Raw genomic sequence first — 25,072 nt, 5'->3', positions numbered from 1 at the left:
AATTTGCCCGCCGCAGTCTGCCCTCCGGCCCAACTGTGGTAGGCTTTGCCGGTTAGCAAAGGGGACGGTCAGACTTTTGTTTGCCTTGAGTGTATGACCCCGTATTTTCAGATCGGTGTTCCACACCCGTCCCTGCATCTGCCTTCAGGAGTTCCCATGCGCTTGACCCAGATTATTGCCGCCGCAGCGATTGCGTTGGTTTCCACTTTTGTTGTCGCCGACGACGCCGCCGAGCAAACGATTCGCAAGAGCCTGGCCAACCTGCAGCTCGACACGCCGATCGAAAGCATCAGCGCCAGCCCGATGGCCGGCCTGTATGAAGTCAAGCTCAAAGGCAGCCGCGTGCTGTACGCCAGTGCCGATGGCCAGTACATCGTTCAGGGCTACCTGTTCCAGTTGAAAGATGGCAAGCCGGTCAACCTGACCGAGAAGGCCGAGCGCCTGGGCGTGTCCAAGCTGATCAACGGCATCCCAGTGGCTGAAACCGTGGTGTACCCGGCCATCGGCGAGACCAAGACCCACATCACCGTGTTCACCGACACCACCTGCCCGTACTGCCACAAGCTGCACGCCGAAGTGCCTGCGCTGAACAAGCTCGGTGTGGAAGTGCGCTACGTAGCGTTCCCGCGCCAGGGCCTGGGCTCGCCGGGTGACGAGCAGTTGCAGGCGGTATGGTGCTCGACCGACAAGAAAGCCGCGATGGACAAAATGGTCGATGGCAAGGAAATCAAGGCGGCCAAATGCGCCAACCCGGTTTCCAAGCAGTTTGCCTTGGGTCAGTCGATTGGCGTGAACGGTACACCGGCCATCGTTTTGGCTGACGGCCAAGTCATTCCGGGCTACCAGCCGGCGCCACAAGTTGCCAAACTGGCATTGGGTGCGAGTAAGCAGTAATCGTCGAGCCTTTGGCGATCATGCTCCGCCGAACAGTCGGCGGGGCATTAATTGAGAGCCGCAGTTGTGCGGCTGTTTTCCACGGCCGACCTTGAGTCGGCCGTTTCATGGGGAGTTCTTCAGTGAAACCGGTCAAAGTAGGCATCTGTGGGTTAGGGACCGTCGGTGGCGGCACCTTCAACGTACTTCAGCGTAATGCTGAAGAAATTTCCCGCCGTGCAGGGCGTGGGATTGAAGTGGCACAAATTGCCACGCGTACGCCAAAGCCTCAGTTCCAAACGACCGGTATTGCGATTACCAACGATGTCTTCGCCGTGGCGACCAACCCTGAAATCGATATCGTCATCGAGCTGGTTGGTGGCTACACCGTGGCCCGCGAGCTGGTGCTCAAGGCCATTGAGAACGGTAAACACGTGGTCACCGCCAACAAGGCGCTGATTGCCGTGCATGGCAACGAGATCTTCGCCAAGGCGCGCGAGAAGGGCGTGATCGTGGCGTTCGAAGCGGCCGTGGCCGGTGGCATTCCGGTGATCAAGGCGATCCGTGAAGGCCTGTCCGCCAACCGCATCAACTGGGTGGCCGGGATCATCAACGGCACCGGTAACTTCATCCTCACCGAAATGCGCGAAAAGGGCCGTACCTTCGAAGACGTGCTGGCCGAAGCCCAGGCCCTGGGTTACGCCGAAGCCGACCCGACTTTCGACGTGGAAGGCATCGACGCCGCGCACAAGCTGACCATCCTGGCGTCCATCGCCTTTGGTGTCCCGCTGCAGTTCGACAAGGCCTACACCGAAGGCATCACCAAGCTGACCACCGCCGACGTGAATTACGCCGAAGCCTTGGGCTACCGCATCAAGCACTTGGGCGTAGCGCGCAGCACCCCGGCCGGTATCGAGCTGCGTGTACACCCGACGCTGATCCCGGCCGATCGCCTGATCGCCAACGTCAATGGCGTGATGAACGCGGTGATGGTCAACGGCGACGCGGCAGGTTCGACCCTGTTCTACGGCGCCGGCGCTGGCATGGAGCCGACCGCTTCGTCGGTGATCGCCGACCTGGTTGACGTGGTTCGCGCCATGACCAGCGACCCGGAAAACCGCGTGCCGCACCTGGCGTTCCAGCCGGACTCGCTGTCGGCCCACCCGATCCTGCCGATCGAAGCCTGCGAAAGCGCCTACTACCTGCGTATCCAGGCCCAGGATCATCCGGGCGTGTTGGCCCAGGTGGCGAGCATCCTGTCGGAGCGCGGCATCAACATCGAGTCGATCATGCAGAAGGAAGTCGAGGAGCAAAACGGCCAGGTGCCGATGATCCTGCTGACCCACCGCGTGCTCGAGCAGCACATGAACGATGCCATCCGGGCTCTCGAAGCTCTTCAGGGCGTGGTTGGGCCGGTCGTTCGTATTCGCGTCGAACATCTAAATTAATTCAGCTGCAAGCGCCAAGCTGCAAGCTGCAAGTAAAAGCAGATCCGCTGTTACTTGCAGCTTGTCACTTGAGGCTTGAAGCCCAAACCGAAGGTTTGCCCCTATGCGTTACATCAGCACCCGCGGCCAGGCACCGGCCCTGAATTTCGAAGACGTTTTGCTGGCAGGCCTTGCCACGGACGGCGGCCTGTATGTGCCGGAAAACCTGCCACGCTTTACCCAGGAAGAAATCGCTTCGTGGGCCGGCCTGCCGTACCACGAGCTGGCCTTCCGCGTGATGCGCCCGTTCGTGACCGGCAGCATTCCGGATGCAGACTTCAAGAAGATCCTGGAAGAAACCTACGGCGTGTTTTCCCACAGCGCCATCGCGCCATTGCGTCAGCTCAATGGCAACGAATGGGTACTTGAGCTGTTCCACGGCCCGACCCTGGCGTTCAAGGACTTCGCCCTGCAGCTGCTCGGTCGCTTGCTCGATTACGTGTTGGAAAAACGCGGCGAGCGCGTGGTGATCATTGGCGCGACCTCCGGTGATACCGGTTCGGCGGCCATCGAAGGCTGCAAGCACTGTGAAAACGTCGACATCTTCATCCTGCACCCGCACAAGCGCGTGTCGGAAGTGCAGCGTCGCCAGATGACCACCATTTTTGGTGAGAACATCCACAACATCGCCATTGAAGGCAACTTCGATGACTGCCAGGAAATGGTCAAGAACAGCTTCGCCGACCAGAGCTTCCTCAAGGGCACGCGCCTGGTCGCCGTGAACTCGATCAACTGGGCGCGGATCATGGCCCAGATCGTTTACTACTTCCACGCAGCCCTGCAGCTGGGTGGCCCGGCGCGTTCGGTATCGTTCTCGGTGCCGACCGGCAACTTCGGCGACATTTTCGCCGGTTACCTGGCGCGCAACATGGGCCTGCCGATCAACCAGTTGATCGTCGCCACCAACCGCAACGACATCCTGCACCGCTTCATGAGCGGCAACCAGTACGTCAAGGAAACACTGCACGCGACGCTGTCGCCGTCGATGGACATCATGGTGTCGTCGAACTTCGAACGCCTGCTCTTCGACATGCACGGTCGCAATGGCGCCGCCCTGGCCGAGCTGATGAGCAGCTTCAAGAGCGGTGGCGGTTTCAGCGTCGACCAAGAGCGCTGGACCGAAACGCGCAAGCTGTTCGACTCCCTGGCGGTGGACGATGCACAGACCTGCGAAACCATCGCTGAAGTCTATGCCCAGACCGGCGAACTGCTGGACCCGCACACCGCTATCGGTGTGAGGGCTGCGCGCGAATGCCGTCGCAGCCTGGATATTCCGATGGTCATTCTGGGTACGGCTCACCCGGTCAAATTCCCGGAAGCGGTGGAGAAGGCGGGCGTAGGCAAGGCGCTGGAATTGCCCGAGCACTTGGCTGACCTGTTCGAGCGCGAAGAGCGTTGCACGGTGCTGGCCAATGACTTGAAGACTGTGCAGGCGTTTGTCAGCCAGCACGGGAACCGTGGCAAGCCGTTGTAAGGCGAACCGCGTAGGCAAAAACGCCGCTTTCCCTTCCTCGGGTCAGCGGCGTTTTTTGTTTAAGGCAGGCCTGCTTGCTACGAGCGCTTACGCGAGCAGCTGCTGCGCAGGGGCTACGACGGTGCCCAATACCGTAAACATGGCCATGACGACACCCACTGGGTACCAGGCATTCTCTCGGGTGATCTTGTGAGCTTGCGCACTGCATGTGCGTTGTTCGGCATCAATGCGTAAGCAGGAATGTGCGCGCGTTTTTTGCCTGTCATGTTTCAAGTGCATGCTGGTTCACGTCACTCCCTGACGGCCCCATAAAGACGATAAAGCGAACTTTCCTACGTCATAACCAGTCACTTAGGATAGATGCAGCTCCCGTTGAAACGATTGTTCCCGAACTATTGAGTGGTGATCGAGATGGAAAGTATCAGCCTATTGCTCGAAGAAGCACTGAGCCCTTATCAGGTGACATTGACCACCGCTGGTGTGCAGGACGAATGCCTGGTGACCGTGAAGAACCCGGCCGGCGCCATCGTTGTCGAGCGTGAAGTTGACCGCGCGCAATTGACCGATAAACGCGTGTTGGTGGATGTGGTGGATTGCCTGCTGCGCGATCTGAAAATCGCCGAAGGGCGTCTGGAACCGTCCGTCATCGCGGCCTTGCGCAGCGCTGCCCAGACCCGCAATGGCGCCCTTGCATGAAGAATTGTTTAACTAGGGAAACTTCCTACAGCATGGCCGGTCAGATTTTGTAACAGCAAGAGCAAACATTGTGCTCCGGTGTTTGTGGCTTGTTGTACTGGTCTTTGTAGGCCACGTTTAACCCCGAAGTGTCTCCCCACTCTTCGGGGTTTCTTTTTGCCTGCGATTTGTCCTGTGATCACTCAGGGTTCGGTGAATCCTGGAAAAAACCAGGGTTGTCGCGCAAGTATTGTTCTCGCGTGACCGGGTCCAGCCACGATGTGTAGGACTGCTGTAACTGCTCCTGCGGGATGTCGCGTAATACTTGGTCGATACGTGCCATGGCCAGGCGGCCTTGAGGCGTATCCGAGCAACCGATATGCGTACGCTGATAAGGCGCTGAGCCCTTGATGGGATAAAACACCAGGTCTCGTGCGGCGATGCCTTGTTGCGTGGCGTGATAGCGGATTTCCGGCCAGTAGCCCAGCACCGCTTCCAGCCGCCCAAGGCGTTGCATTTGCAGCAGGCTGCCAAGGGCGTCATTGCCGTAATGGAGCGCCAGAATGTGGGGATCGACGCCTTTTAGCTGTTCGTCGATGACGGGGCCGTAACTGCGTTCGGCGGTGGCGCCGATGCGTGCTTTGTGGGCGTCGAGGAAGGCTTGCAGGTCAAAGTGTTCGTCGACGATAAAGGGCGTCATTGCCGCTTGCTGGTTTCGCCTTATGGCTACGCCGTTGCTCGCCACCGCAAATGCCTGGGCAGAGAACACGATGTACTTCGCGCGTTCCGGCGTCCACAGCAGCGACGGGTCGCAGGTCAGGGAGGCGGCGCGCAGCATCTGGATGCCGCGGGCGCGATTGACGTGCATCACGGTGTGCCGGTATTGCGGCAGACGCTCGCTGAGCACGGGCAGCAATTGATCCAATGCCCCTTGGCCTTTCTGTGGGCCCTCGAAGATGGTCAGCGGCGGCAGATCGCGCAGCAACCAGATCATCGTGTCCTCGGCACGCACGGCGAGCGGCCATACGCCGAACATCGCGCCGATGAAGCACAAGGGAATGGTCCAGCGTCTACACGGGCCAGCCATCAGATCGCGCCGCCCTCGCGCAAGCGGGTGATGGCCGCCGTGTCGTAGCCCAATTGGTTAAGTACCTCGCCGTTGTGCTCGCCCAGCTGCGGCCCGACCCATTCACAACTGCCGGGCGTGTCCGACAGCTTGGGCACGATCCCCGGCATCTTGAAGTCCTTGCCGCCCGGCAACTGAGCCTGGAGGAACATTTCCCGCGCCAGAAATTGTGGGTCACCGAGCATGTCCTCGGCGCTGTATATGCGGCTGGCGGGCACTTGGGCCTGGTTGAGTTGCTCGACCACCTGGTCCAGTCGCAGCGAATTGACCCAGCGGTCGATCACGCCATACAGCTCGTCACGGCGGCTGTCGCGTCCATCATTGCTCGCCAATGTCGGATCGTTGGCCAGGTCCTCACGCCCAATGGCCGACATGAAGCGCTTGAAGATCGCGTCGCCATTGGCTCCAATCTGCACATGCTTGCCATCGGCGCTGGTATGGATTGAAGACGGCGTGATGCCGGGCATGATGTTGCCGGTGCGTTCACGGATAAACCCGAACACATCAAACTCCGGAATCATGCTCTCCATCATCGCGAAGATAGCCTCATACAGTGCCACGTCCACCACCTGGCCAAGCCCGCCGTTGACTTCGCGATGACGCAACGCCATCAGCGCACCAATCACCGCCCACAAGGCGGCTATCGAATCGCCGATGGAAATTCCGGTGCGTACCGGCGGGCGATCTTCGAAACCGGTGATATAGCGCAAACCGCCCATGGATTCGCCCACCGCGCCGAACCCTGGCTGGTCCTTCATTGGCCCGGTCTGGCCAAAACCTGAAAGCCGTACCATCACCAGCTTCGGGTTCAGGGCATGCAGGGTTTCCCAGCTCAAGCCGAGTTTTTCCAGTACACCGGGGCGAAAGTTTTCGATCAGGATGTCGGCGTCTGCCAGCAACTGTTTGAGAATCGCCAGGCCATCCGGGTGCTTGAGATTGAGCGTCAGCGACTTCTTGTTACGCGCCTGCACAAACCACCATAGCGACGTGCCCTCATACAGCTTGCGCCATTTACGCAGCGGGTCGCCGCCATCAGGAGACTCGACCTTGATCACCTCGGCCCCGAATTCGGCACAGATACGTGATGCAAACGGTCCGGCGATCAGGGTGCCCAGTTCGATGACTTTCAGGCCGGCAAGCGGTTTGGCATTAAACGACATGAGGATCCTTAGCAAGCGCGGGACGGTGGTGTGATGCCTTTTAACATAGGCGAGCGGCCCAGGGATAAGGATGATGCAGCGCAGTATTCGTTGATTGACCTCGCCATCGGTTAGACTGGCCGCCTTTCCCTGTCTCTAGAAGCCCGTTCATGGCCCAGCCGTCCACGACCTACAAATTCGAACTCAACCTCACCGACCTTGATCGCTCGGTGTATGAGAGCGTCAAACAGACCATCGCCCGCCATCCATCGGAAACCGAAGAGCGCATGACCGTGCGCCTGCTGGCCTACGCCCTCTGGTACAACGAGCAACTGGCGTTCGGTCGTGGCCTGTCAGATGTCGACGAACCAGCCCTGTGGGAAAAAAGCCTGGATGATCGGGTGCTGCACTGGATCGAAGTCGGCCAGCCTGACGCCGACCGCCTGACCTGGTGTTCGCGCCGTACCGAGCGCACCAGTTTGCTGGCTTATGGCAGCTTGCGCGTGTGGGAAGGCAAAGTGGTGCCGGTGGCCAACAACCTGAAGAACGTGCACATCGCTGCCGTGCCGCAGGAAGTCCTCGAGACCCTGGCCAAGGACATGCCGCGCGTGATCAAGTGGGACGTGATGATCAGTGAGGGCACGATTTTTGTGACCGACGACCGTGGCCAACATGAAGTGCAATTGCAATGGCTGGTCGGCGAACGCGGCTGAAATTCTGGGAGTCGGGTTGTGTGGGCGCTGGCTTGCCTGCGATGCAGACACCTCGGTCTTTCAGCGATACCGAGGTGATGCATTCGCGAGCAAGCCCGCTCCCACAGGAGCCGGCTCCTACAGTTGATCCATGTTGCATTCAGCATTGTTGTTTAACCGTTGTACTAGAAGAGAAGCTTCCGTTACCCCATGCGTATCGATCCTCGCCCGTTGCCCGCTGTCCTGCCGTTTCTCGGTGAATTGCCACCGCTGTTGACCCGTCTTTACGCCGCACGCGGGGTGCAGTCCGAAGCTGAGCTGGACAAAAGCCTGGCGCGGTTGATTCCCTACCAGCAGCTCAAGGGCATCGACGCGGCGGTGGACCTGCTGGTGACGGCCTTGGAGCAGCGCCAGCGCATCCTCATCGTGGGAGACTTCGACGCCGATGGCGCCACTGCCAGCACGGTGGGCACTCTGGGCCTGCGTTTGCTCGGTGCGGCCCATGTCGACTACCTGGTGCCCAACCGCTTCGAATACGGCTATGGCCTGACGCCGGAAATCGTTGCGGTGGCGCTGCAGCGCGAGCCGCAGTTGCTGATCACCGTGGACAACGGCATTTCCAGTGTCGAAGGCGTGGCGGCGGCCAAGGCGGCAGGGTTGAAGGTGTTGGTCACCGACCACCACTTGCCGGGTGATGAGTTGCCGGCGGCGGATGCCATCGTTAATCCGAACCAGCCCGGTTGTGAATTTCCCAGCAAGGCGCTGGCTGGCGTAGGCGTGATCTTTTATGTGCTGATGGCCTTGCGCGCGCGACTGCGCAGCCTGGGTTGGTACGCCAACAAGCCCCAGCCGAACATCGGCGAGTTGCTCGACCTGGTCGCCTTGGGCAGCGTCGCCGACGTGGTGCCTCTGGACGCCAACAATCGCATCCTGGTGCACCAGGGCCTGGAGCGTATTCGCGCCGGTCGCGCGCGGCCGGGCATCAAGGCGATTCTTGAAGTCGCCAAGCGCGACCACGCGCGCATCACCTCCACCGACCTCGGTTTTATCCTCGGACCGCGCTTGAATGCCGCCGGGCGCCTGGACGATATGAGCCTGGGCATCGAATGCCTGCTCACCACCGACTTCGCCGCCGCGCGGGAAATGGCAGCGCAGCTGGACGGTATGAACCAGGACCGCAAATCCATCGAGCAGGGCATGCAGCGCGAAGCGCTCGCCCAGCTCAAGGACTTGCCGGTGGAATCGATGCCCTATGGTTTGTGCCTGTTCGACCCGGAATGGCACCAGGGCGTGATCGGCATTCTGGCGTCGCGAATGAAAGAGCGGTATTTCCGCCCGACCATCGCTTTCGCCGATGCCGGTGACGGCCTGCTCAAGGGCTCAGGGCGCTCTGTGCAGGGTTTTCACATCCGTGACGCGCTGGCGGTCGTCGCAAGCCAGCATCCCAGCCTGATCACCAAATACGGCGGCCACGCAATGGCGGCCGGTCTGACCTTGCCAGAGGCGAATTTCCCGCTGTTTGCCGAGGCCTTCGACGCTGAAGTCCGTCGGCAACTGCGAGAAGAAGACCTGACGGGCCGGTTGCTGTCGGATGGCACGCTGGCGGTGGAAGAGTTTCACCTGGAACTGGCGCGCGCATTACGGCATGCCGGGCCGTGGGGGCAGCACTTTCCCGAGCCGTTGTTCCACGGTGTGTTTCAGTTGGTCGAGCAGCGCGTGGTCGGTGAGCGGCACCTCAAAGTGGTGCTCAAGAGCGAATGCGGGTCGGTGAAGCTCGATGGCATTGCGTTTGGTGTGGACCGTGAGGTCTGGCCTAATCCGACGGTGCGTTGGGTCGAGTTGGCCTACAAGCTGGACGTGAACGAGTTTCGTGGGAATGAGACTGTGCAGTTGATGATTGCGCACATCGAACCGCGCTGAATCTATACCACACTGCAAAAAAACATGTGGGAGGGGGCTTGCCCCGATAGCGGTACTTCAGTCAGCGTATCTGTAGCTGACCCACCGCCATCGGGGGCAAGCTCCCTCCCACATTTCAAGCCATGCAATACCCGAAATTATTCGGCTTTGTCCTTGGCCTGATGCTTGACGATGATATCCACCAGGCGCTGTGCCAGCGCTGGGTAGTTCTCGTCAAAGTGATGCCCGCCTGGCAGCTTCACGGCTTCGCCAACAGCGGTCTTGTCGGTGCAGCCACTCTCGTCGACTTCTTCGGCGCCGTAGATGCACACCACTTTGTCAGCCGGCAACTTGGCCATTTCCGGGCCGGTGGCGGCTTCTTTACCGGCGTTGCCCAACCAACCTTCCACTTCGATCTCAAAGCTGCCGGTGCGTGCAAATGCCAGCAGGATGATTGCGTCGACGCGCTGCTGTTCGTTTTCAGGCATGCGGTTGTAGATCGCCGGCAGTACGTCGGCGCCGAATGAATAACCGGTCAGCACGAAGCGTTTGGTGCCCCATTTCTGCCGGTAGTGCTGCATCAATTCGGTGAGGTCCTTGGCGCTTTGTTCAGGCGTTTTGTGCTGCCAGTAGTAGCGCAGGGTGTCGATGCCCACGACCGGGTAACCGATCTTGGCCATTTCACCGGCGACGTCACGGTCCAGGTCACGCCAGCCGCCATCGCCGGAGAGGAACAGGGTAACGGTGTCCTTGGCTTGGCCGGCCGGTACTTCAACTACCGGAATCGCCAGGCCGCCGTTGTCCGAACCCACCAGCTGCTTGCGCAGTTCGTTGTTCAGCACTTGCGGGTAGTGGATGTCGTAGTCGCTGATGCTGGTAGTCGCGCGCGGGGTGTCGCGTACGAAACTGGCACTTTCGTCGTCAGGGTTATCGTTCCACGCCACCAGCCAATTGCCATGGGCAGAGGTCTTCGGCAGTGGGTCCTTGCAACCTTCCTGCACCAGGGCGAAGCCGACGGAGATGGCGTTGGCCTTGTCGTCGTTCTGTGTGGCCAGCCAGCGCCAGGCGAGTGCTGCGCCAGGGCCGATGCCGCTGACCAGCGTCGCCGGGCCTTTGAGCTGTGCCAGGGCGCTTTGCAGCGCTTGTTCCTGCAGCTTGCAGTCATCCTTTGGCAGGATCACTTGAACGATTTGCGCGGAGCCGCCCTGGCTCAGAGCAATCAGTTGGCTATCGGTCAGGGTCTCATCGGCCATTACGGCCACGGCCACACGGGCTTTTGCCGAGCCGTTAGGCGTCACGCGGGTCATCACCGAACCGTCGGCCTGGGGCAATTGTTCCAGGGTCGGTTGCGGGGCAGGGCGGTTCCAGTACCAGAAGCCACCCGCCGCGATCAGCGCGAGCAGCACTACAAAGGCCAATACATACCGCCAGGAGCGTCGAATCATCAGCGTTTCACCAATCCAGTCAAGCCACCCGCAATCAGGGCGGCGGTATCGGCCAGTGCCACCAGCGGATCAAGTCCTGCGGGCACGGCCATATAACGGGGTTCCCAGTCAGGCTGGAACTTGTCTTTAAAGCGGCGCAAACCTTGGAAGTTATACAGTTGCTCGCCACGTCGGAACACCATCGAGCCCAGGCGTTGGGTCAGCGGTGCGCCACGGCGTGGTTGCAGGCCCGACAACGGCACCATGCCGAGGCTGAAGCGGGCGTAGTCGTGGTTCTTATAATGTTGAATCAGGCCAACCATCATGAATTCCATGGTCAGCTTCGGCGCATCCGGATGCGCACGCATCAGGTCGAGACTGGCCAGGTCATGGTTGTAAGTCTCGAGCAGGTTGGCGAAGGCCACCGGGCGCCCTTCGAAGCGAATGATCGCGATACGAAAGTGCTTGAGGTAGTCGTCGCTGAAACGGCCCAGGGAGAAGCCCTTTTCACGTACGTTCTTGCCGGTCAGCCAGGCATCGGAGATGACCTTGAGTTCTTCCATCGGCGCCTGGCCCGGTTCGAAGATCTCCAGGGACAGGCCGTCCCGGGTGCCACGGTTCCAGGTGTAGCGCAGGTCCTTCATCTCTTTGCCCTTGGCTTCCAGGTCAAAGCGTTTCAGGTCGACCCGGGCTTCTTCGCCCAGCTTGATCGCGGTCAGGCCGATGTCCATGTAGTACGGCAGGTTCTCGGCGCGGACCTGATAAAACACCGGGCGCGCGTGATGGATGTCGCACAGGTCACGGAACTGCCAGATCATCTCGGCGCGCGGCTGGGTCGGGCCGATCGGGTCATACAAGGCCACCAGGCTGCGCCCGCGGCGGGCATACATCAGGAAGGCTTCATCGTTGGGGTGGAACAGCAGCGCCTTGTCGCCGGTCAGCGCCAGGCCACCGTCGGGCTGTGAGGAGGCCATCAGGATCTTGGTGGCGCGTTCCAGTTCGTCCGGGGTTGGCAGATGAATCACCGGGCGCGCGGTGCGCAGCAGCCAGGTCAGCGAGACGATCACCAACAGCACCGCTGCACCCAGCAGCGAGCGCAGGCCGCGTGGGGCGTTGGCGTCCAGGGTGAACTGCCACCACAGCTGGTGGCTGTACGGCACGTCTTGATAGGCAAACAGCAGCAACCAGATCGAGGCGCCCAACACACAGACGCTGGCCACCAAATACAGCGGCGAGAACGGCAGTTCGGTCAGGCGGCTGGCGCGGTAGAACGAGCGCCGGAAGATCGCCAGCAGCACGGCGGTCATGATCATCAGGCTGGCTTCTTCCCAATCGAAGCCTTTAAGCAGTGAGAGCAGGGCGCCGGTGAGCAGCAACACCATGGTCAGCATCCAGGCGGCCGACAAACGCCGACGCAAGCCCTGGGCCAGCAACAGGCACAGCACGCCGATCAAGCTGGCACCGAAGTGCGAGGCGTCAATCAGGCGGTGGGGAATCAGGAAGCCGATGTTTTCCAGGCGTGAGTCGATTTCCGGCGTTGCGCCGGAAAACAGCAGGACCACGCCTGACAAAAAAACCAGTACGGCCAACACCGGCGCGGCCAGGCCGGAGGCGACCCGCAGGCTTTGCTGGGTCTGGAACAGGCGCTGGGCTTCGTTGACCAGCAGGAACACGCAGGCGATCAGCAGCGGCAGCACCACATAAATCATGCGGTAGAGCAGCAGGGCAGCAGCCAGTGGCGCGGCGCCAAGCTTGTCGGCGAATGCCGCGAGCAGAATCGCCTCGAACACGCCAACACCGCCTGGCACGTGGCTGAGTACACCGGCGGCCAGGGCCAGCAGGTACACCAGCAGGAAGGGGCCGAACGGCGGCGCTTCCGGCAGCAGCATATAAAGGACGGTGGCGGCAGCGGCAACGTCCAGCGCGGTGATGATCAGTTGCAGGAACGTCAGGCGCCGGCCCGGCAGGCGCAGGGTACGACGCCCCGCCTTGACCAGCAGGTTGTCTGGATAAGGTTGCTCCGGCAGGCGACGGCGGTAAATGCCGATGCACAGCGCGGCGGACAGCAGCAGCACTGCACCGGCAATACCGCCGAGCACGCCTTGCGACAGGTGCAGGTAGGTCGATGCCGCCGGCAGGTTGCTCAGTGTGGCCAGTGCTGCCAGTGGCGGCAGCGCCGTACCAAGGGCCAGGCTGGCGAACACGGTCATGTGCGCCACTTCCGAAGCCCCGATACCGTGGCGTGCGTATAAACGGTAGCGCACGGACCCGCCGGAGAGCATCGACAAGCCAATGGCGTTGCCGATGGCAAAGGCGGTGAAGCCGCCCAGCGCCAGGGTCTTGGCCGGCAGTTTTACGCCGGCATAGCGTGCGCCGGAGAATTCATAACCCAGCAGAATGATGAAACCGGCGACGGCCGCCGCGAACGCACCCAGCAGGGCGGGTCTGGGCACTTCCAGGATCGAGTCGTGGAGCGCATACAGGTCCAGTTCCAGCAGTAAGTGTCGGCAGGCGATCAGGGCGATTGCGAACAGCAACAGAGTAACGGCCAGCCCGATCGGCTGACGGTATTTGCTCAACAGATCCAGCCAACGCAAGCGGGTGGGTGTGATCGGTTGTGTCGCTGTGACGGTGTCTTGTGGTTCAGACGAGTTGGCGCGCATCAATCACCTCGTGGATTGTGCGCGACAGGATGGAGGTATCCAGCCAAGTTACCAATCCCTATGGACAAAATAATTACAAATATTAACGCGTATCGCCGGGTGCGGCGACTGCGGCCATTGGTCGTAGAGGGTAATGCTTGAGCATTCAGCATAGCTTGCAATGAGATGGACTCTACAAACCGTGTACGGTTTCATGAAAGATGCCATGCCATTGTTTCAGAAGAACTTTTTCGCCAGATACAAAAAAGGCCACTCTTTCGAGTAGCCTTTTTTGATGTTTGGTTGCGGGAGCCGGATTTGAACCGACGACCTTCGGGTTATGAGCCCGACGAGCTACCAGACTGCTCCATCCCGCGTCTGTGGGCGGCATTCTACAGCCCAACGCCGAGGTGTCAACCGTTAATGGGCCGATGGGTCAAATTAGTGTGAATTAGCCCGTTGCACGCCGACCACGTGCGGTAAGTGCGCGCAGGACAACGATTTTTCTGTCTTACAATTTGCGTACACACGCAAAACAAGCGCGCACAAAAAAGGCCACTCTTTCGAGTAGCCTTTTTTGATGTTTGGTTGCGGGAGCCGGATTTGAACCGACGACCTTCGGGTTATGAGCCCGACGAGCTACCAGACTGCTCCATCCCGCGTCTGTGTGTCGGCATTCTACAGAGGAACGCGAGTGTGTCAACCCGTGAATAGAAGAAAAGCGCTTGTGGTTCAATCGGTTAGCTCTCCAAGGCAACCCGTGGAAGGGCGTGGGGCCAGTGTGGCCGAGGGTTTCAGCTCTATCGGCAGGCGAATTTCGATTGAGAAAATAAATTCATCAGTGAAATTTCCTACCGCTGAAGCGGAAGATTCAAACTACTGGTGCTATATACAGGGGTGAGTGCGATACTGGCCACCCGTTGGATTACACCCTCTGTTTATATGACGCAGCGCAAAATCATCCACGTCGACTGTGATTGCTTCTACGCCGCCATCGAGATGCGCGACGATCCGAGCCTGGCACAAAAGCCCCTCGCGGTTGGCGGCTCGGCGGACAGAAGGGGGGTGATCGCCACCTGTAATTATGAGGCGCGGGCTTATGGGGTGCGTTCGGCCATGTCTTCCCGCCACGCCTTGAAACTGTGCCCGGACCTGACCATCGTCAAGCCGCGCATGGATGCCTACAAGGAAGCGTCGAAGGAAATCCAGACGATCTTTCGCGATTACACCGACCTGATCGAGCCACTGTCGCTGGACGAAGCCTACCTGGACGTCTCTGACAGCCCGCACTTTGGCGGCAGTGCCACGCGCATCGCTCAAGACATTCGCCGCCGAGTCTCCAACCAGTTGCACATCACCGTGTCCGCCGGCGTTGCGCCGAACAAATTTCTGGCCAAGATCGCCAGCGACTGGAAAAAACCCAACGGCCTGTTTGTGATCACCCCGGATCAGATCGAAGACTTCGTCTCCCAGTTGCCGGTGAACAAGTTGCACGGCGTTGGCAAGGTGACCGCCGATAAGCTGGCGCGCCTGGGGATTGCAGACTGTCTGCAATTGCGTGAGTGGAACAAGCTGGCGCTGGTGCGTGAATTCGGCAGTTTTGGCGAGCGTCTGTGGAGCCTGGCTCGTGGGATTGATGACCGCGTGGTGCAGAACGACAGCCGTCGGCAATCCATCAGTGTGGAAAATACCTACGACGTGGACTTGCCGGATCTCTCAAGTTGCTTGGCGAAACTGCCCGAGCTGATGGAAACCCTGGCCGGACGCATGGCGCGCATCGACAGCAGCTATCGCGCGGGCAAGCCGTTCGTCAAAGTGAAGTTTCACGACTTTACTCAAACCACCTTGGAGCAGGCTGGGGCAGGGCGTGATCTGGAGAGTTATCAACAGCTGTTGACCCTGGCGTTCAATCGCGGTGGCAAACCGGTGCGGTTGTTGGGGATCGGGGTGCGGTTGCTGGACTTGAGCAGCGGGAACGAACAGCTGCAGTTTCCCTGGTAGAAGCCGGAAGCCAAATGCGGGAGCGGGCTTGCTCGCGAAGGCGCCATGTCAGTCGATACATTCATCACTGATACGCCGCTGTCGCGAGCAAGCCCGCGCGCGCATTTAGCTCTTTACCTGTCTTGAGGTCCTAGCGTGCCGCAGGGTCCGCCACCAACCGTCCCGCATCCTTGGTCAGCGCCTGCACAAACTCCTGCTGCAACTCGGGATCATTGCGGGTCAGTTCGATCAGGCTTTGTTCCAGCTCACTGGCTTCTTCCTCAAGGCCCAACTCCGACAGGCGCTTGACCCGGTGCACCCACTGGTTGACTTCATCGTCTTCCAGGTCGTCGTAGATCAGGCCATGGGCTTCCAGCAACTTGCCGCGCAGGGTGTTGCTGATCGCCAGGGTGGAGTCCGAGTGCACGTCGTCCTGGCCATCTTCCACGCTGATCTTCAAGGTGGTGACGCGGTTCAGGTCCTGCTCGGCAAACGGGCTGTCCAACAGGTTCAGGCGCAGTACGCCGTCGCGGTCGGTGGTCAGCTCGTGGGTCTGCTTGCCGGCGGTGACCTGTACCGGACGCTCGCTCCAGGGCAGGCTCGAATACTCCGTGCGCTTGTCACGCTGGACTTCATCGATACCGGCCAGGTTCTGTTGCGCACGGCCGTGGGATTGCACGTTCATGAACGGGTTGATGCCGTCCACGCCGTAGCTCAGCCAGTCGCGCGTCATGCTGGTCGGCAGGTTGCCGAGGGCGAAGATGTTCGCCACGTTGGCCCCCGCGCCGGCCACCAGGGCGACCGCGCCCAAGGGCATCTCGTAGAGTTTGCGCCAGGGCTGGTAGGGGGTGTAGCGATCGTAACGGCGGGTGACTTCGAATTCGGTGACCTCAAAGGTCTTTTGCTCGTGAATGCGAACCCGGCGTTGCGGCAGTTCCAGCACTTTGGGTTCACCTACATCGATCTGCAGGCTGTGGTCGAGCAATTTGCGCTCGACCCGCTCCTCGTGCTCACTGCGTTGCGACATCTGGTTGGCGCAGCCGCTGACCAGCAGGGCGCCGCACAAGGCGGCGCCCCCCAGGGCTCTGGTGTTTCGCTTGAACATGACTTCTCTTGATCTGGTTTTCAGCGACGAATACGCGCCTGAAGGAAAGACAGCACGTCAGCCACCGGCAACGGTTGGGCTTCGGCTTCGGTCCGGCTCTTGTATTCCAGGTTGCCATCGGCCAGGCCGCGGTCACTGACCACGATTCGGTGCGGGATGCCAATCAGTTCCATGTCAGCAAACTTGATGCCGGGGCTGGTTTTCTTGTCGCGGTCATCCAGCAACACTTCAAAACCGGCGGCCGTCAGTTCGGCATACAGTTTGTCGGTGGCTTCGCGTACTTGCTCGGTTTCGTAGCGCAGCGGCACCAGAGCGACCTGAAACGGCGCCAGGGCGTCACTCCAGATGATGCCTTTCTCGTCGTTGTTCTGTTCGATGGCCGCTGCCACCACACGGGAAACACCAATGCCGTAGCAGCCCATGTCGAGGGTGATCGGCTTGCCGTTCTCGCCCAGCACTTCGCACTTCATCGCCTTGCTGTACTTGTTGCCCAGCTGGAAGATGTGCCCGACTTCGATGCCGCGTTTGATTTCCAGGGTGCCCTTGCCATCCGGGCTTGGGTCGCCGGCGACAACGTTACGCAGGTCGGCCACGGTTGGAACTGGCAGGTCACGCTCCCAGTTCACGCCGAAGTAGTGCTTGTCGTCGATGTTCGCGCCAATGCCGAAGTCGCTCATCAGCTCGACCGAACGGTCGATGATGATCGGCAGCGGCAGGTTCAGCGGGCCGAGCGAACCGGCACCGGCGCCAATTGCGTCGCGCAGTTCTGCGTCTGTGGCCATGACCAGCGGGCTGGCCACTCCAGGTTGCTGGGCAGCCTTGATTTCGTTGAGTTCGTGGTCGCCACGGATGACCAGGGCGATCAGCTTGCCTTCTTCTTCGGCGCGCACGATCAGGGTCTTGATGGTCTTTTCAATCGGCAGATTGAATTTTTCCACCAGCGCCGCGATGGTCTTGGTCTCTGGAGTGTCCACCAGGCGCAGCTCTTCGCTTGGCGCCGGGCGGGACGTTTCCCGTGGCACGGCTTCGGCTTTCTCGATGTTCGCCGCGTAGTCGGAACCGTTGCTGAAGACGATATCGTCTTCACCGGACTCGGCCAGCACGTGGAATTCGTGGGAGCCGGCGCCGCCGATGGAGCCGTTGTCCGCTTCAACCGGGCGGAATTTCAGGCCCAGGCGCGTGAACACGTTGCAGTAAGCCTGGTGCATGCGGTCGTAGGTGACCTGCAAGGAGGCCTGGTCAGCGTGGAAGGAGTAGGCGTCCTTCATGATGAATTCGCGGCCGCGCATCAAACCGAAGCGTGGGCGGATTTCGTCACGGAATTTGGTCTGGATCTGATACAGGTTCAGCGGCAGCTGCTTGTAGCTGCTCAGCTCATTGCGCATCAGGTCGGTGATCACTTCTTCATGGGTCGGGCCGGCGCAGAAGTCGCGGCCATGACGGTCCTTGAAGCGCAGCAACTCAGGGCCATACTCTTCCCAGCGCCCGGATTCCTGCCACAACTCAGCCGGTTGCGTGCTCGGCATCAACACTTCCAGAGAGCCGGCGGCGTTCATTTCTTCGCGAACGATGGCTTCGACCTTGCGCATCACCTTCAAGCCCATGGGCAGCCAGGTGTACAGGCCGGAGGCCAGTTTGCGGATCATGCCGGCGCGCAGCATCAGCTGATGGCTGATCACAACCGCGTCGGAAGGCGTTTCTTTCTGTGTGGCGAGCAAATATTGACTGGTACGCATGGTAGGCCGTTGTCGGTTGCTTGGACTTGAAATGACTTGGGATTGTACGGGCGCAAACTGCTGGAGTACAGGTATCAGAATGCAGAGGCGGTGTGGGAGCGGGCTTGCTCCCACATTGACAGAGGTGTGTCAGTCTTCGGTGGGCGGGCTCAACCGAATCCGTCGATTTTCCTGAAACCAGTGCAGGGCAATCAGGAACAGCGTCGGTACGCCCAGCAGACAGGTGATCAGGAAGAAGTTGTGATAGCCGAACTTCTCCACCATCACCCCTGAATAGCCGCCAATCAGGCGCGGCAGCAACAGCATGATCGAGCTGAGCAACGCGTATTGGGTAGCGGAGAACTTGAGGTTGGTCAGGCTCGACAGGTAGGCGACAAACGCCGAGGTGGCAAGGCCGGAGCTGAAGTTGTCCAGCGAAATGGTGAAGATGAGCATCTGCAGGTCGGGGCCCATGTCCGCCAGCATCACGAACAACAGGTTGGTGCCGGCCGAGGCCACGCCGCCGATAAACAGGATCGGCAGGATCCCGAAGCGCACGATCAGCAAGCCGCCCATGCCGGCGCCAAGCAGCGTCATGATCAGGCCGAAAATCTTGCTCACTCCGGCAATCTGGTCCTTGGTGAAGCCCTGGTCGATGTAGAACACGTTGGCCATCACGCCCATCACCGTGTCCGACATGCGATAGGTGGCGATCAGCCCGAGCAGCAGCAAGGCCTGCCAGCGGTAGCGCAGGATAAAGTCGTTGACCGGCGTCAGTACCGGCGCCAGGCCGCGTCGGCCCATGGCCGACAGGCACAGCGTGGTCAGGATGATATAGAGGATGGCGCGCAGGAAGGCGCGGTCCTCCATCAACAGTTCCCACAGGCTGACGCCGTGGAACAGGACGCTGGCGAAATCGGTGTTGTAGAGCTGGGTGAACATCGCCGGGACGGACACCAGCAACACGATCAGTACAAACACCGAGACCAGCTGATGCACGAAGCTGTAGCGGCCGGCCTGCAACTGCGTGCGCAGTGGCACATTGGGTTCGCGCATGAACAGTGTGGTCAGCAGCGCCGGAATCATCAGCAGGCCGAACAGCACGTAAGTGCCGGTCCACGCCGAGTGCTTATAGTTGAAACCGGTCGAGCCGAAGCCTTCGGCAAAGAACAGTGCGCCGGCGGTGGCCAGCAGGGCGGCGATGCGATAACCGGACATGTAGCTGGCGGCGAGGGCGGCCTGGCGGCTGTCGTCGGCGATTTCCAGGCGATAGGCGTCTACCGCGATGTCTTGGGTGGCCGAGGCGAAGGCGACGATCACAGCAATAGCAATCAGCCACGACAAGTGCTTTTGCGGGTCGCAAAAGCCCATGCCGATCAACCCGAGGATCACCAGCGTCTGGGCCAGCACCAGCCAGGAGCGACGTCGTCCGAGTTTACCGAGCAGCGGCAAACGCCATTGGTCGAGCAGCGGTGACCAGACCCATTTGAAGGCATAGGCCAAGCCGATCAGGCTCGCATAACCGATGGTCTCGCGGGCCACACCGGCCTCGCGCAACCACACTGAAAGCGTCGAGAACACCAACATGTAAGGCAAGCCGGCGGCGAAACCGAGCAACAACAGCACTAACGTCGAGGGGCTGGCATAGGCGGCGAGCGCGGCGCGCCAGGTTTTACGGGGCATGGGCTGGAGTCTGCCTCAGATTTGCGGAAACAAAGCGCGCACTCTAACCGCTGTGCTCTACCGGGCGCCAGCCATGACGCTGAATATCAACGCGATTGTTCAGGATACTGACACCTTCGCTGCGTAAACGCGCACGTTGCTCGTCACCTGAGGCACTGCCCACTGGCAGACTTATCCGACCACCGGCGCCCAGCACCCGGTGCCAGGGCAGCCGGCTGTCCTCGGGCAATTGGCTCAGCGTGCGGCCGACCCAGCGGGCCGCCCGGCCAAGCCCGGCCAGCTGCGCCAATTCGCCGTAACTCACCACGCAGCCTTCGGGCACCTGCGCCAACGTCAGGTACAACGCCGTACGGCGCATTTCTGCCGGGCTTTGGGGGGGATCGGCGGGTTCAATCACTGTGGGCATCGTCAGGGTCTTTGTAAGAAACGTCTGTAATCATGGTGTTGAGAATTGAACTCAATATAAATACTTGAGTCAGTCCTAGCTATCTAACACGATAACGCCCCTTTTTCGCCAACCCTGAGCCCCGAATACGCTTATGTTGTCCAGAACCTTGCTGTGCCTCGCTGTTATCAGCGCCTCCACGCCCCTGCTCGCCGACACCGTGTGGTTAAAGAACGGTGACCGCCTGACCGGCAAGATCAAAGTCTTCGACGGTGGCAAGTTGCTGATTCAGACCAGCTACGCAGGGGCCATCCCGGTGGATTGGAAGCAGGTGAAAACCCTGGAAAGTGACCAGGAGTTGCTGGTCAAGCAGGACGCGTACAGCGGTGAGAAGGCCAAATCCCTGAAAGCTGCGGATGACGGCAAGGTGGTGCTGGCCAATGGCGAGGCGCCCAAAACCGTGGAACTGGCCAGCATCCAGCAAATCCTCAAGCCCAAGCCGGTCATCGAAGATCTGGTGTGGAAGGGCAACGTCGACCTGGCGCTGGACTACAAGCGCGCCGACAAAGACACCAATGATTACGATGTGGACTTCAAGACCACGGCCCGTCACGGCCAGTGGCGCCATACCGCACAGGGCGAATACAACCGCGAGTTCCAGGATGACGTCACCACCACCGACAACTGGGCGCTGGAATATGACCTGGACCGTTTCATCACCGAGCATTGGTTCTGGCAAGGGCGCCTGACCTACAAGCGCGACAAGGTGGAAGACTTGTCCCGCCAGCGCACGGTCGGTACCGGCCCTGGCTACCAGTTCTGGGACGATGAGCTGGGCGCGTTCTCCCTCGGTTCGCTGGTGAACCGCACCGATTACGAATATGCCGACGGCGGCAAATCCAATTTCTACTCGCTGGCCATGAAGTGGAACTACAACCGCTATCTGGTGGGCAAGACTGTGGAATTCTTCACCAACGGCGAAGTGGGCAAGCCGCTCGCCGGGCCGTCCGATTACTCCCTCGATGCGGAAATGGGCCTGCGTTACAAGGTCACCGAATGGGCGTCCCTCAACCTCAAGGCTGAACGCGACATAATCAGTGGCGAATCGCAAAGCAGCTTGAGCAAGACCCGTTACACCGCAGGGTTCGGCGTGGCCTGGTAAGTGCACTCTGGCAACCTGCGCGGATATTGATTACCTTGTGTTGAGATCCATTCCCATATGCTGTGGGCGGCGGAATACCCGAGGAGTCATACGTTGAGCGCGCACGTTGCCAAGAACGCCCGAGAGCTGTTGCTCAAGGAATACCGTGGGGCTCTCTCCACATTGTCCAAAGCCATGCCCGGGTTTCCCTTCGGCTCGGTCGTGCCGTATTGCCTCGACGAGCAGGGCCGCCCGCTGATCCTGATCAGCCGTATCGCCCAGCACACCCATAACCTGCAAAAAGACCCCAAGTGTTCGCTGCTGGTGGGTGAGCGCGAGGCCGATGACGTGCAGGCAGTGGGGCGTCTGACCTACCTGGCTGAAGCCGAGAAACTCGAAGATGCCACTGCCATTGAAGCGGCTGCCGAGCGTTATTACCGTTACTTCCCCGATTCGGCCAACTACCACAAGGCCCACGATTTCGACTTCTGGGTACTCAAGCCGGTGCGTCACCGCTATATAGGCGGGTTTGGCGCGATTCACTGGGTCGACCACCTGACACTGGCCAACCCATTTGCAGGCAAGGCCGAGCGCAGCATGGTCGAGCACATGAACGCCGACCACACCAAGGCCATCGCCCATTACGTCGCGCTGACCGGCTTGCCGACCTTTGAACCTGCGCAATTGGCCGGCGTCGACAGCGAAGGCATGCACCTGCGCATTGGCCAGTCGCTGCATTGGTTGCCGTTCGCGACGCCTTGCAACACTCCGACACAAGTACGCGAAGCCCTGGTTTCATTGGCCCACGCTGAGGTTTGGCCGAAAAAAGAGCCTGCCAACGCTTGAATTCACGAAATGGCGACGTCATCTAAGGTGGACTGGCAAGGCATTCTTGCGTTGAGGAACCATTTGATGCGCCCTTTTTTATTGCTCTTTCTGCTGTTCCCGGTGCTGGAGCTGTTCGTATTCGTTCAAGTCAGCAGTGCGATCGGGTTTTTCCCGGCCCTGTTATTGATCATTCTCGGCTCGATGCTCGGCGTTCTGGTGCTGCGCGTCGCCGGCTTGGCCACAGCGTTGCGTGCGCGTGAAAGCCTGAACCGCGGCGAGCTGCCCGCGCAAACCATGCTGGAAGGCCTGATGATGGCCCTGGCCGGTGGCCTGTTGATCCTGCCGGGTTTCATCAGCGATGTGGTCGGCCTGGTCATGTTGCTGCCGGTCACTCGCAAGCTGCTGGCTGGCAAGATGCGTCAGCGCGCCGAAGAAGCGGCGATTCGCCAGCGTGCGTTCGCCGATGACCTGCAACCCCGTGGTGGCCCGGCTCCGCGCCAGCCGTTGGGACGCGAGGGCGATGTGATCGAAGGCGAATTCGAACACCGCGACAGCAAATAACCGCTTTATTGGCACGGCACCTTCGGGTGCCGTGTTGCTTTTGTGCGTCGGCAAACATAAAAAATTTCCGCCGCGGCCCCTTGTAATAAGCTTATGCGCCCTTATGTAACGGTCACCGCAAGGTTTCTGGTGGCGACACCAGACAGACTTCCGCGTCTTGCTTGGCGAGGCGCGACCGGCACAGCCGGAATACAACCCGCCGGTACCGATACCGGCCGATGAAAAACACAATTAGGAGAGATCGACAATGAGCAAGCTTCGTCCTCTGCACGACCGCGTCGTTATCCGTCGCAGCGAAGAAGAAAAGAAAACCGCTGGCGGTATCGTTCTGCCAGGTTCGGCTGCTGAAAAAGCCAACCACGGTGTGATCGTCGCTGCAGGCCCAGGCAAGACTCTGGAAAACGGTGAAGTGCGTGCGCTGGCCGTTAAAGTCGGTGACAAGGTTGTTTTCGGCCCTTACTCCGGCAGCAACACTGTGAAAGTTGACGGCGAAGACCTGCTGGTAATGGCTGAGAACGAAATTCTCGCTGTACTGGAAGGCTGATTTTCCCGCTCATTTTTCCGTTACTCCAAAGAATTTAAGGAATATCGATCATGGCTGCTAAAGAAGTTAAATTCGGCGATTCCGCCCGTAAAAAAATGCTCACCGGTGTCAACGTCCTGGCTGACGCAGTAAAAGCGACCCTGGGCCCTAAAGGCCGTAACGTGATCATCGAGAAGAGCTTCGGCGCTCCGACCATCACCAAGGACGGCGTTTCGGTAGCAAAAGAAATCGAACTCGAAGACCGTTTCGAGAACATGGGCGCGCAGCTGGTCAAAGACGTTGCCTCCCGTGCCAACGATGACGCAGGCGACGGCACCACCACTGCTACCGTTCTGGCTCAAGCTATCGTCAACGAAGGCTACAAAGCCGTTGCTGCCGGCATGAACCCGATGGACCTCAAGCGCGGCATCGACAAGGCGACCATCGCTGTTGTTGCTGAGCTGAAAAACCTGTCCAAGCCATGCGCTGACACCAAGGCTATCGCTCAGGTCGGTACCATCTCCGCCAACTCCGACAGCTCCATCGGCGACATCATTGCCGAAGCCATGGAAAAAGTCGGTAAAGAAGGCGTGATCACCGTTGAAGAAGGCACTGGCCTGGAAAACGAACTGTCGGTTGTAGAAGGCATGCAGTTCGACCGTGGCTACCTGTCCCCGTACTTCGTCAACAAGCCAGAAACCATGGTTGCCGAGCTGGACAGCCCGTTGATCCTGCTGGTCGACAAAAAAATCTCCAACATCCGCGAAATGCTGCCAGTGCTGGAAGCCGTTGCCAAAGCCGGCCGCCCACTGCTGATCGTTTCCGAAGACGTTGAAGGCGAAGCCCTGGCGACGCTGGTTGTGAACAACATGCGTGGCATCGTTAAAGTCGCAGCCGTCAAGGCTCCAGGCTTCGGCGACCGTCGCAAGGCCATGCTGCAGGACATCGCTGTGCTGACTGGCGGTACCGTTATCTCCGAAGAGATCGGCCTGAGCCTGGAAAGCGCCACCCTGGAAAACCTGGGCAGCGCCAAGCGTGTGACCATCTCCAAGGAAAACACCATCATCGTTGACGGTGCTGGCGTAGACCAGGACATCCAGGCTCGCATCACTCAGATCCGTGCCCAGGTTGCCGAAACTTCCTCGGACTACGACCGTGAAAAACTGCAAGAGCGTCTGGCCAAGCTGTCCGGCGGCGTTGCAGTGATCAAGGTTGGCGCTGGTTCCGAAGTTGAAATGAAAGAGAAGAAAGCCCGCGTTGAAGACGCCCTGCACGCAACCCGTGCAGCCGTTGAAGAAGGCGTGGTACCTGGCGGTGGCGTTGCGCTGATCCGTGCTCTGGAAGCGCTGGTTGACCTCAAAGGCGACAACGCAGACCAGAACGTGGGTATCGCTGTACTGCGTCGTGCCGTTGAAGCTCCACTGCGTCAGATCGCTGCCAACTCCGGCGACGAGCCGAGCGTTGTGGTCAACGAAGTCAAGAACGGCAAAGGTAATTACGGTTACAACGCTGCAACTGGCGTCTACGGCGACATGATCGAAATGGGCATCCTGGACCCTACCAAGGTGACCCGTTCGGCATTGCAGGCAGCGGCCTCCATCGGCGGTCTGATCCTGACCACCGAAGCTGCAATCGCTGATGCACCGAAGAAAGAAGGCTCGGCTGGCGGCGGTATGCCAGACATGGGCGGCATGGGTGGCATGGGCGGCATGATGTAAGC

Annotated in this window: 20 protein-coding genes and 2 tRNA genes; 12 read left to right on the top strand and 10 right to left on the bottom strand. The window is 60.0% G+C overall.

The genetic code is table 11. The features are described 5' to 3' along the window. Nucleotides 1–156 precede the first annotated feature (156 nt). From C4J83_RS24705 to C4J83_RS24685, 4 genes are all read left to right on the top strand, one after another. Entirely contained in the window at nt 157–894 is a 738-nt protein-coding gene (locus C4J83_RS24705; protein ID WP_106578312.1) for a thioredoxin fold domain-containing protein, read from the top strand. A gap of 122 nt (nt 895–1,016) precedes the next feature. Continuing rightward, on the top strand, nt 1,017–2,321 hold the full coding sequence (locus tag C4J83_RS24700) for a homoserine dehydrogenase (protein ID WP_119736870.1): 1,305 nt from the start codon (nt 1,017–1,019) through the stop codon (nt 2,319–2,321). A gap of 103 nt (nt 2,322–2,424) precedes the next feature. Then, nucleotides 2,425–3,834, top strand: coding sequence for a threonine synthase (thrC, locus tag C4J83_RS24695; RefSeq protein ID WP_124418396.1), 1,410 nt, complete (start codon nt 2,425–2,427; stop codon nt 3,832–3,834). 411 nt (nt 3,835–4,245) lie between these two features. Continuing rightward, entirely contained in the window at nt 4,246–4,530 is a 285-nt protein-coding gene (locus C4J83_RS24685; RefSeq protein ID WP_106578316.1) for a DUF3509 domain-containing protein, read from the top strand. 178 nt (nt 4,531–4,708) lie between these two features. On the opposite strand, the gene C4J83_RS24680 is transcribed toward C4J83_RS24685, so the two are convergent. Continuing rightward, nucleotides 4,709–5,596 carry a TIGR02285 family protein gene (locus tag C4J83_RS24680; RefSeq protein ID WP_124418394.1) on the bottom strand — a complete coding sequence of 296 codons (888 nt, stop codon included), beginning with the start codon at nt 5,594–5,596 and terminating at the stop codon, nt 4,709–4,711. Next, nucleotides 5,596–6,795 (bottom strand): CaiB/BaiF CoA transferase family protein, encoded by a 1,200-nt coding sequence (locus C4J83_RS24675; RefSeq protein WP_124418393.1) that lies wholly within the window; start codon nt 6,793–6,795, stop codon nt 5,596–5,598. The genes C4J83_RS24680 and C4J83_RS24675 overlap by 1 nt, the downstream gene beginning before the upstream one ends. Nucleotides 6,796–6,944: 149 nt before the next feature. On the opposite strand from C4J83_RS24675, the gene C4J83_RS24670 reads away from it, so the two are divergent. Together C4J83_RS24670 and recJ are read left to right on the top strand one after the other, a co-directional pair. After that, nucleotides 6,945–7,487: a YaeQ family protein gene (locus tag C4J83_RS24670; RefSeq protein ID WP_003193952.1), complete on the top strand. Its 543-nt coding sequence runs from the start codon at nt 6,945–6,947 to the stop codon at nt 7,485–7,487. Between the two features lie 189 nt (nt 7,488–7,676). Further along, nucleotides 7,677–9,386 (top strand): single-stranded-DNA-specific exonuclease RecJ, encoded by a 1,710-nt coding sequence (gene recJ / locus C4J83_RS24660; RefSeq protein WP_106578319.1) that lies wholly within the window; start codon nt 7,677–7,679, stop codon nt 9,384–9,386. A gap of 137 nt (nt 9,387–9,523) precedes the next feature. On the opposite strand, the gene C4J83_RS24655 is transcribed toward recJ, so the two are convergent. The 4 genes from C4J83_RS24655 to C4J83_RS24640 form a co-directional block, all read right to left on the bottom strand. Further along, on the bottom strand, nt 9,524–10,810 hold the full coding sequence (locus C4J83_RS24655; RefSeq protein WP_106578320.1) for a virulence factor family protein: 1,287 nt from the start codon (nt 10,808–10,810) through the stop codon (nt 9,524–9,526). Beyond that, the gene (gene mprF, locus C4J83_RS24650) at nt 10,810–13,452 is read right to left on the bottom strand and encodes a bifunctional lysylphosphatidylglycerol flippase/synthetase MprF (RefSeq protein ID WP_106578321.1); all 2,643 of its coding nucleotides are present in this window, start codon (nt 13,450–13,452) and stop codon (nt 10,810–10,812) included. Before mprF ends, C4J83_RS24655 begins: the two co-directional genes overlap by 1 nt. A gap of 279 nt (nt 13,453–13,731) precedes the next feature. Continuing rightward, nucleotides 13,732–13,808 (bottom strand) — tRNA-Met (locus tag C4J83_RS24645). Between the two features lie 208 nt (nt 13,809–14,016). Further along, nucleotides 14,017–14,093 (bottom strand) — tRNA-Met (locus C4J83_RS24640). A 280-nt stretch (nt 14,094–14,373) separates the two neighbouring features. On the opposite strand from C4J83_RS24640, the gene dinB reads away from it, so the two are divergent. After that, complete coding sequence (gene dinB, locus C4J83_RS24635; RefSeq protein ID WP_124418391.1) at nt 14,374–15,432, top strand: DNA polymerase IV; 1,059 nt, start codon at nt 14,374–14,376, stop codon at nt 15,430–15,432. Between the two features lie 130 nt (nt 15,433–15,562). On the opposite strand, the gene C4J83_RS24630 is transcribed toward dinB, so the two are convergent. The 4 genes from C4J83_RS24630 to C4J83_RS24615 form a co-directional block, all read right to left on the bottom strand. Beyond that, entirely contained in the window at nt 15,563–16,516 is a 954-nt protein-coding gene (locus C4J83_RS24630) for a hypothetical protein (RefSeq protein WP_124418390.1), read from the bottom strand. 20 nt (nt 16,517–16,536) lie between these two features. After that, nucleotides 16,537–18,252: a proline--tRNA ligase gene (locus C4J83_RS24625; protein ID WP_106578324.1), complete on the bottom strand. Its 1,716-nt coding sequence runs from the start codon at nt 18,250–18,252 to the stop codon at nt 16,537–16,539. A gap of 129 nt (nt 18,253–18,381) precedes the next feature. Next, nucleotides 18,382–19,914 (bottom strand): AmpG family muropeptide MFS transporter, encoded by a 1,533-nt coding sequence (locus C4J83_RS24620; RefSeq protein ID WP_106578325.1) that lies wholly within the window; start codon nt 19,912–19,914, stop codon nt 18,382–18,384. 43 nt (nt 19,915–19,957) lie between these two features. Continuing rightward, nucleotides 19,958–20,320, bottom strand: a complete 363-nt coding sequence (locus C4J83_RS24615) for an MGMT family protein (protein ID WP_106578326.1) — start codon at nt 20,318–20,320, stop codon at nt 19,958–19,960. Between the two features lie 133 nt (nt 20,321–20,453). On the opposite strand from C4J83_RS24615, the gene C4J83_RS24610 reads away from it, so the two are divergent. From C4J83_RS24610 to groL, 5 genes are all read left to right on the top strand, one after another. Continuing rightward, nucleotides 20,454–21,461 carry a DUF481 domain-containing protein gene (locus tag C4J83_RS24610; RefSeq protein WP_106578327.1) on the top strand — a complete coding sequence of 336 codons (1,008 nt, stop codon included), beginning with the start codon at nt 20,454–20,456 and terminating at the stop codon, nt 21,459–21,461. Nucleotides 21,462–21,554: 93 nt separating this feature from the next. Further along, complete coding sequence (locus C4J83_RS24605; RefSeq protein ID WP_124418389.1) at nt 21,555–22,286, top strand: HugZ family pyridoxamine 5'-phosphate oxidase; 732 nt, start codon at nt 21,555–21,557, stop codon at nt 22,284–22,286. Nucleotides 22,287–22,352: 66 nt separating this feature from the next. Further along, the gene (locus tag C4J83_RS24600) at nt 22,353–22,829 is read left to right on the top strand and encodes an FxsA family protein (RefSeq protein ID WP_016971150.1); all 477 of its coding nucleotides are present in this window, start codon (nt 22,353–22,355) and stop codon (nt 22,827–22,829) included. 247 nt (nt 22,830–23,076) lie between these two features. Beyond that, the gene (locus C4J83_RS24595; RefSeq protein ID WP_017846112.1) at nt 23,077–23,373 is read left to right on the top strand and encodes a co-chaperone GroES; all 297 of its coding nucleotides are present in this window, start codon (nt 23,077–23,079) and stop codon (nt 23,371–23,373) included. Nucleotides 23,374–23,423: 50 nt separating this feature from the next. Next, complete coding sequence (gene groL, locus C4J83_RS24590; protein ID WP_106578329.1) at nt 23,424–25,070, top strand: chaperonin GroEL; 1,647 nt, start codon at nt 23,424–23,426, stop codon at nt 25,068–25,070. Nucleotides 25,071–25,072: the final 2 nt, after the last annotated feature.

This window comes from Pseudomonas sp. LBUM920 (assembly GCF_003852315.1).
In the GTDB taxonomy this organism is placed as follows: Bacteria; Pseudomonadota; Gammaproteobacteria; order Pseudomonadales; family Pseudomonadaceae; genus Aquipseudomonas.
Note: the sequence above shows the minus strand (reverse complement) of the source record. Positions and strands in the feature narration are given on the sequence as shown.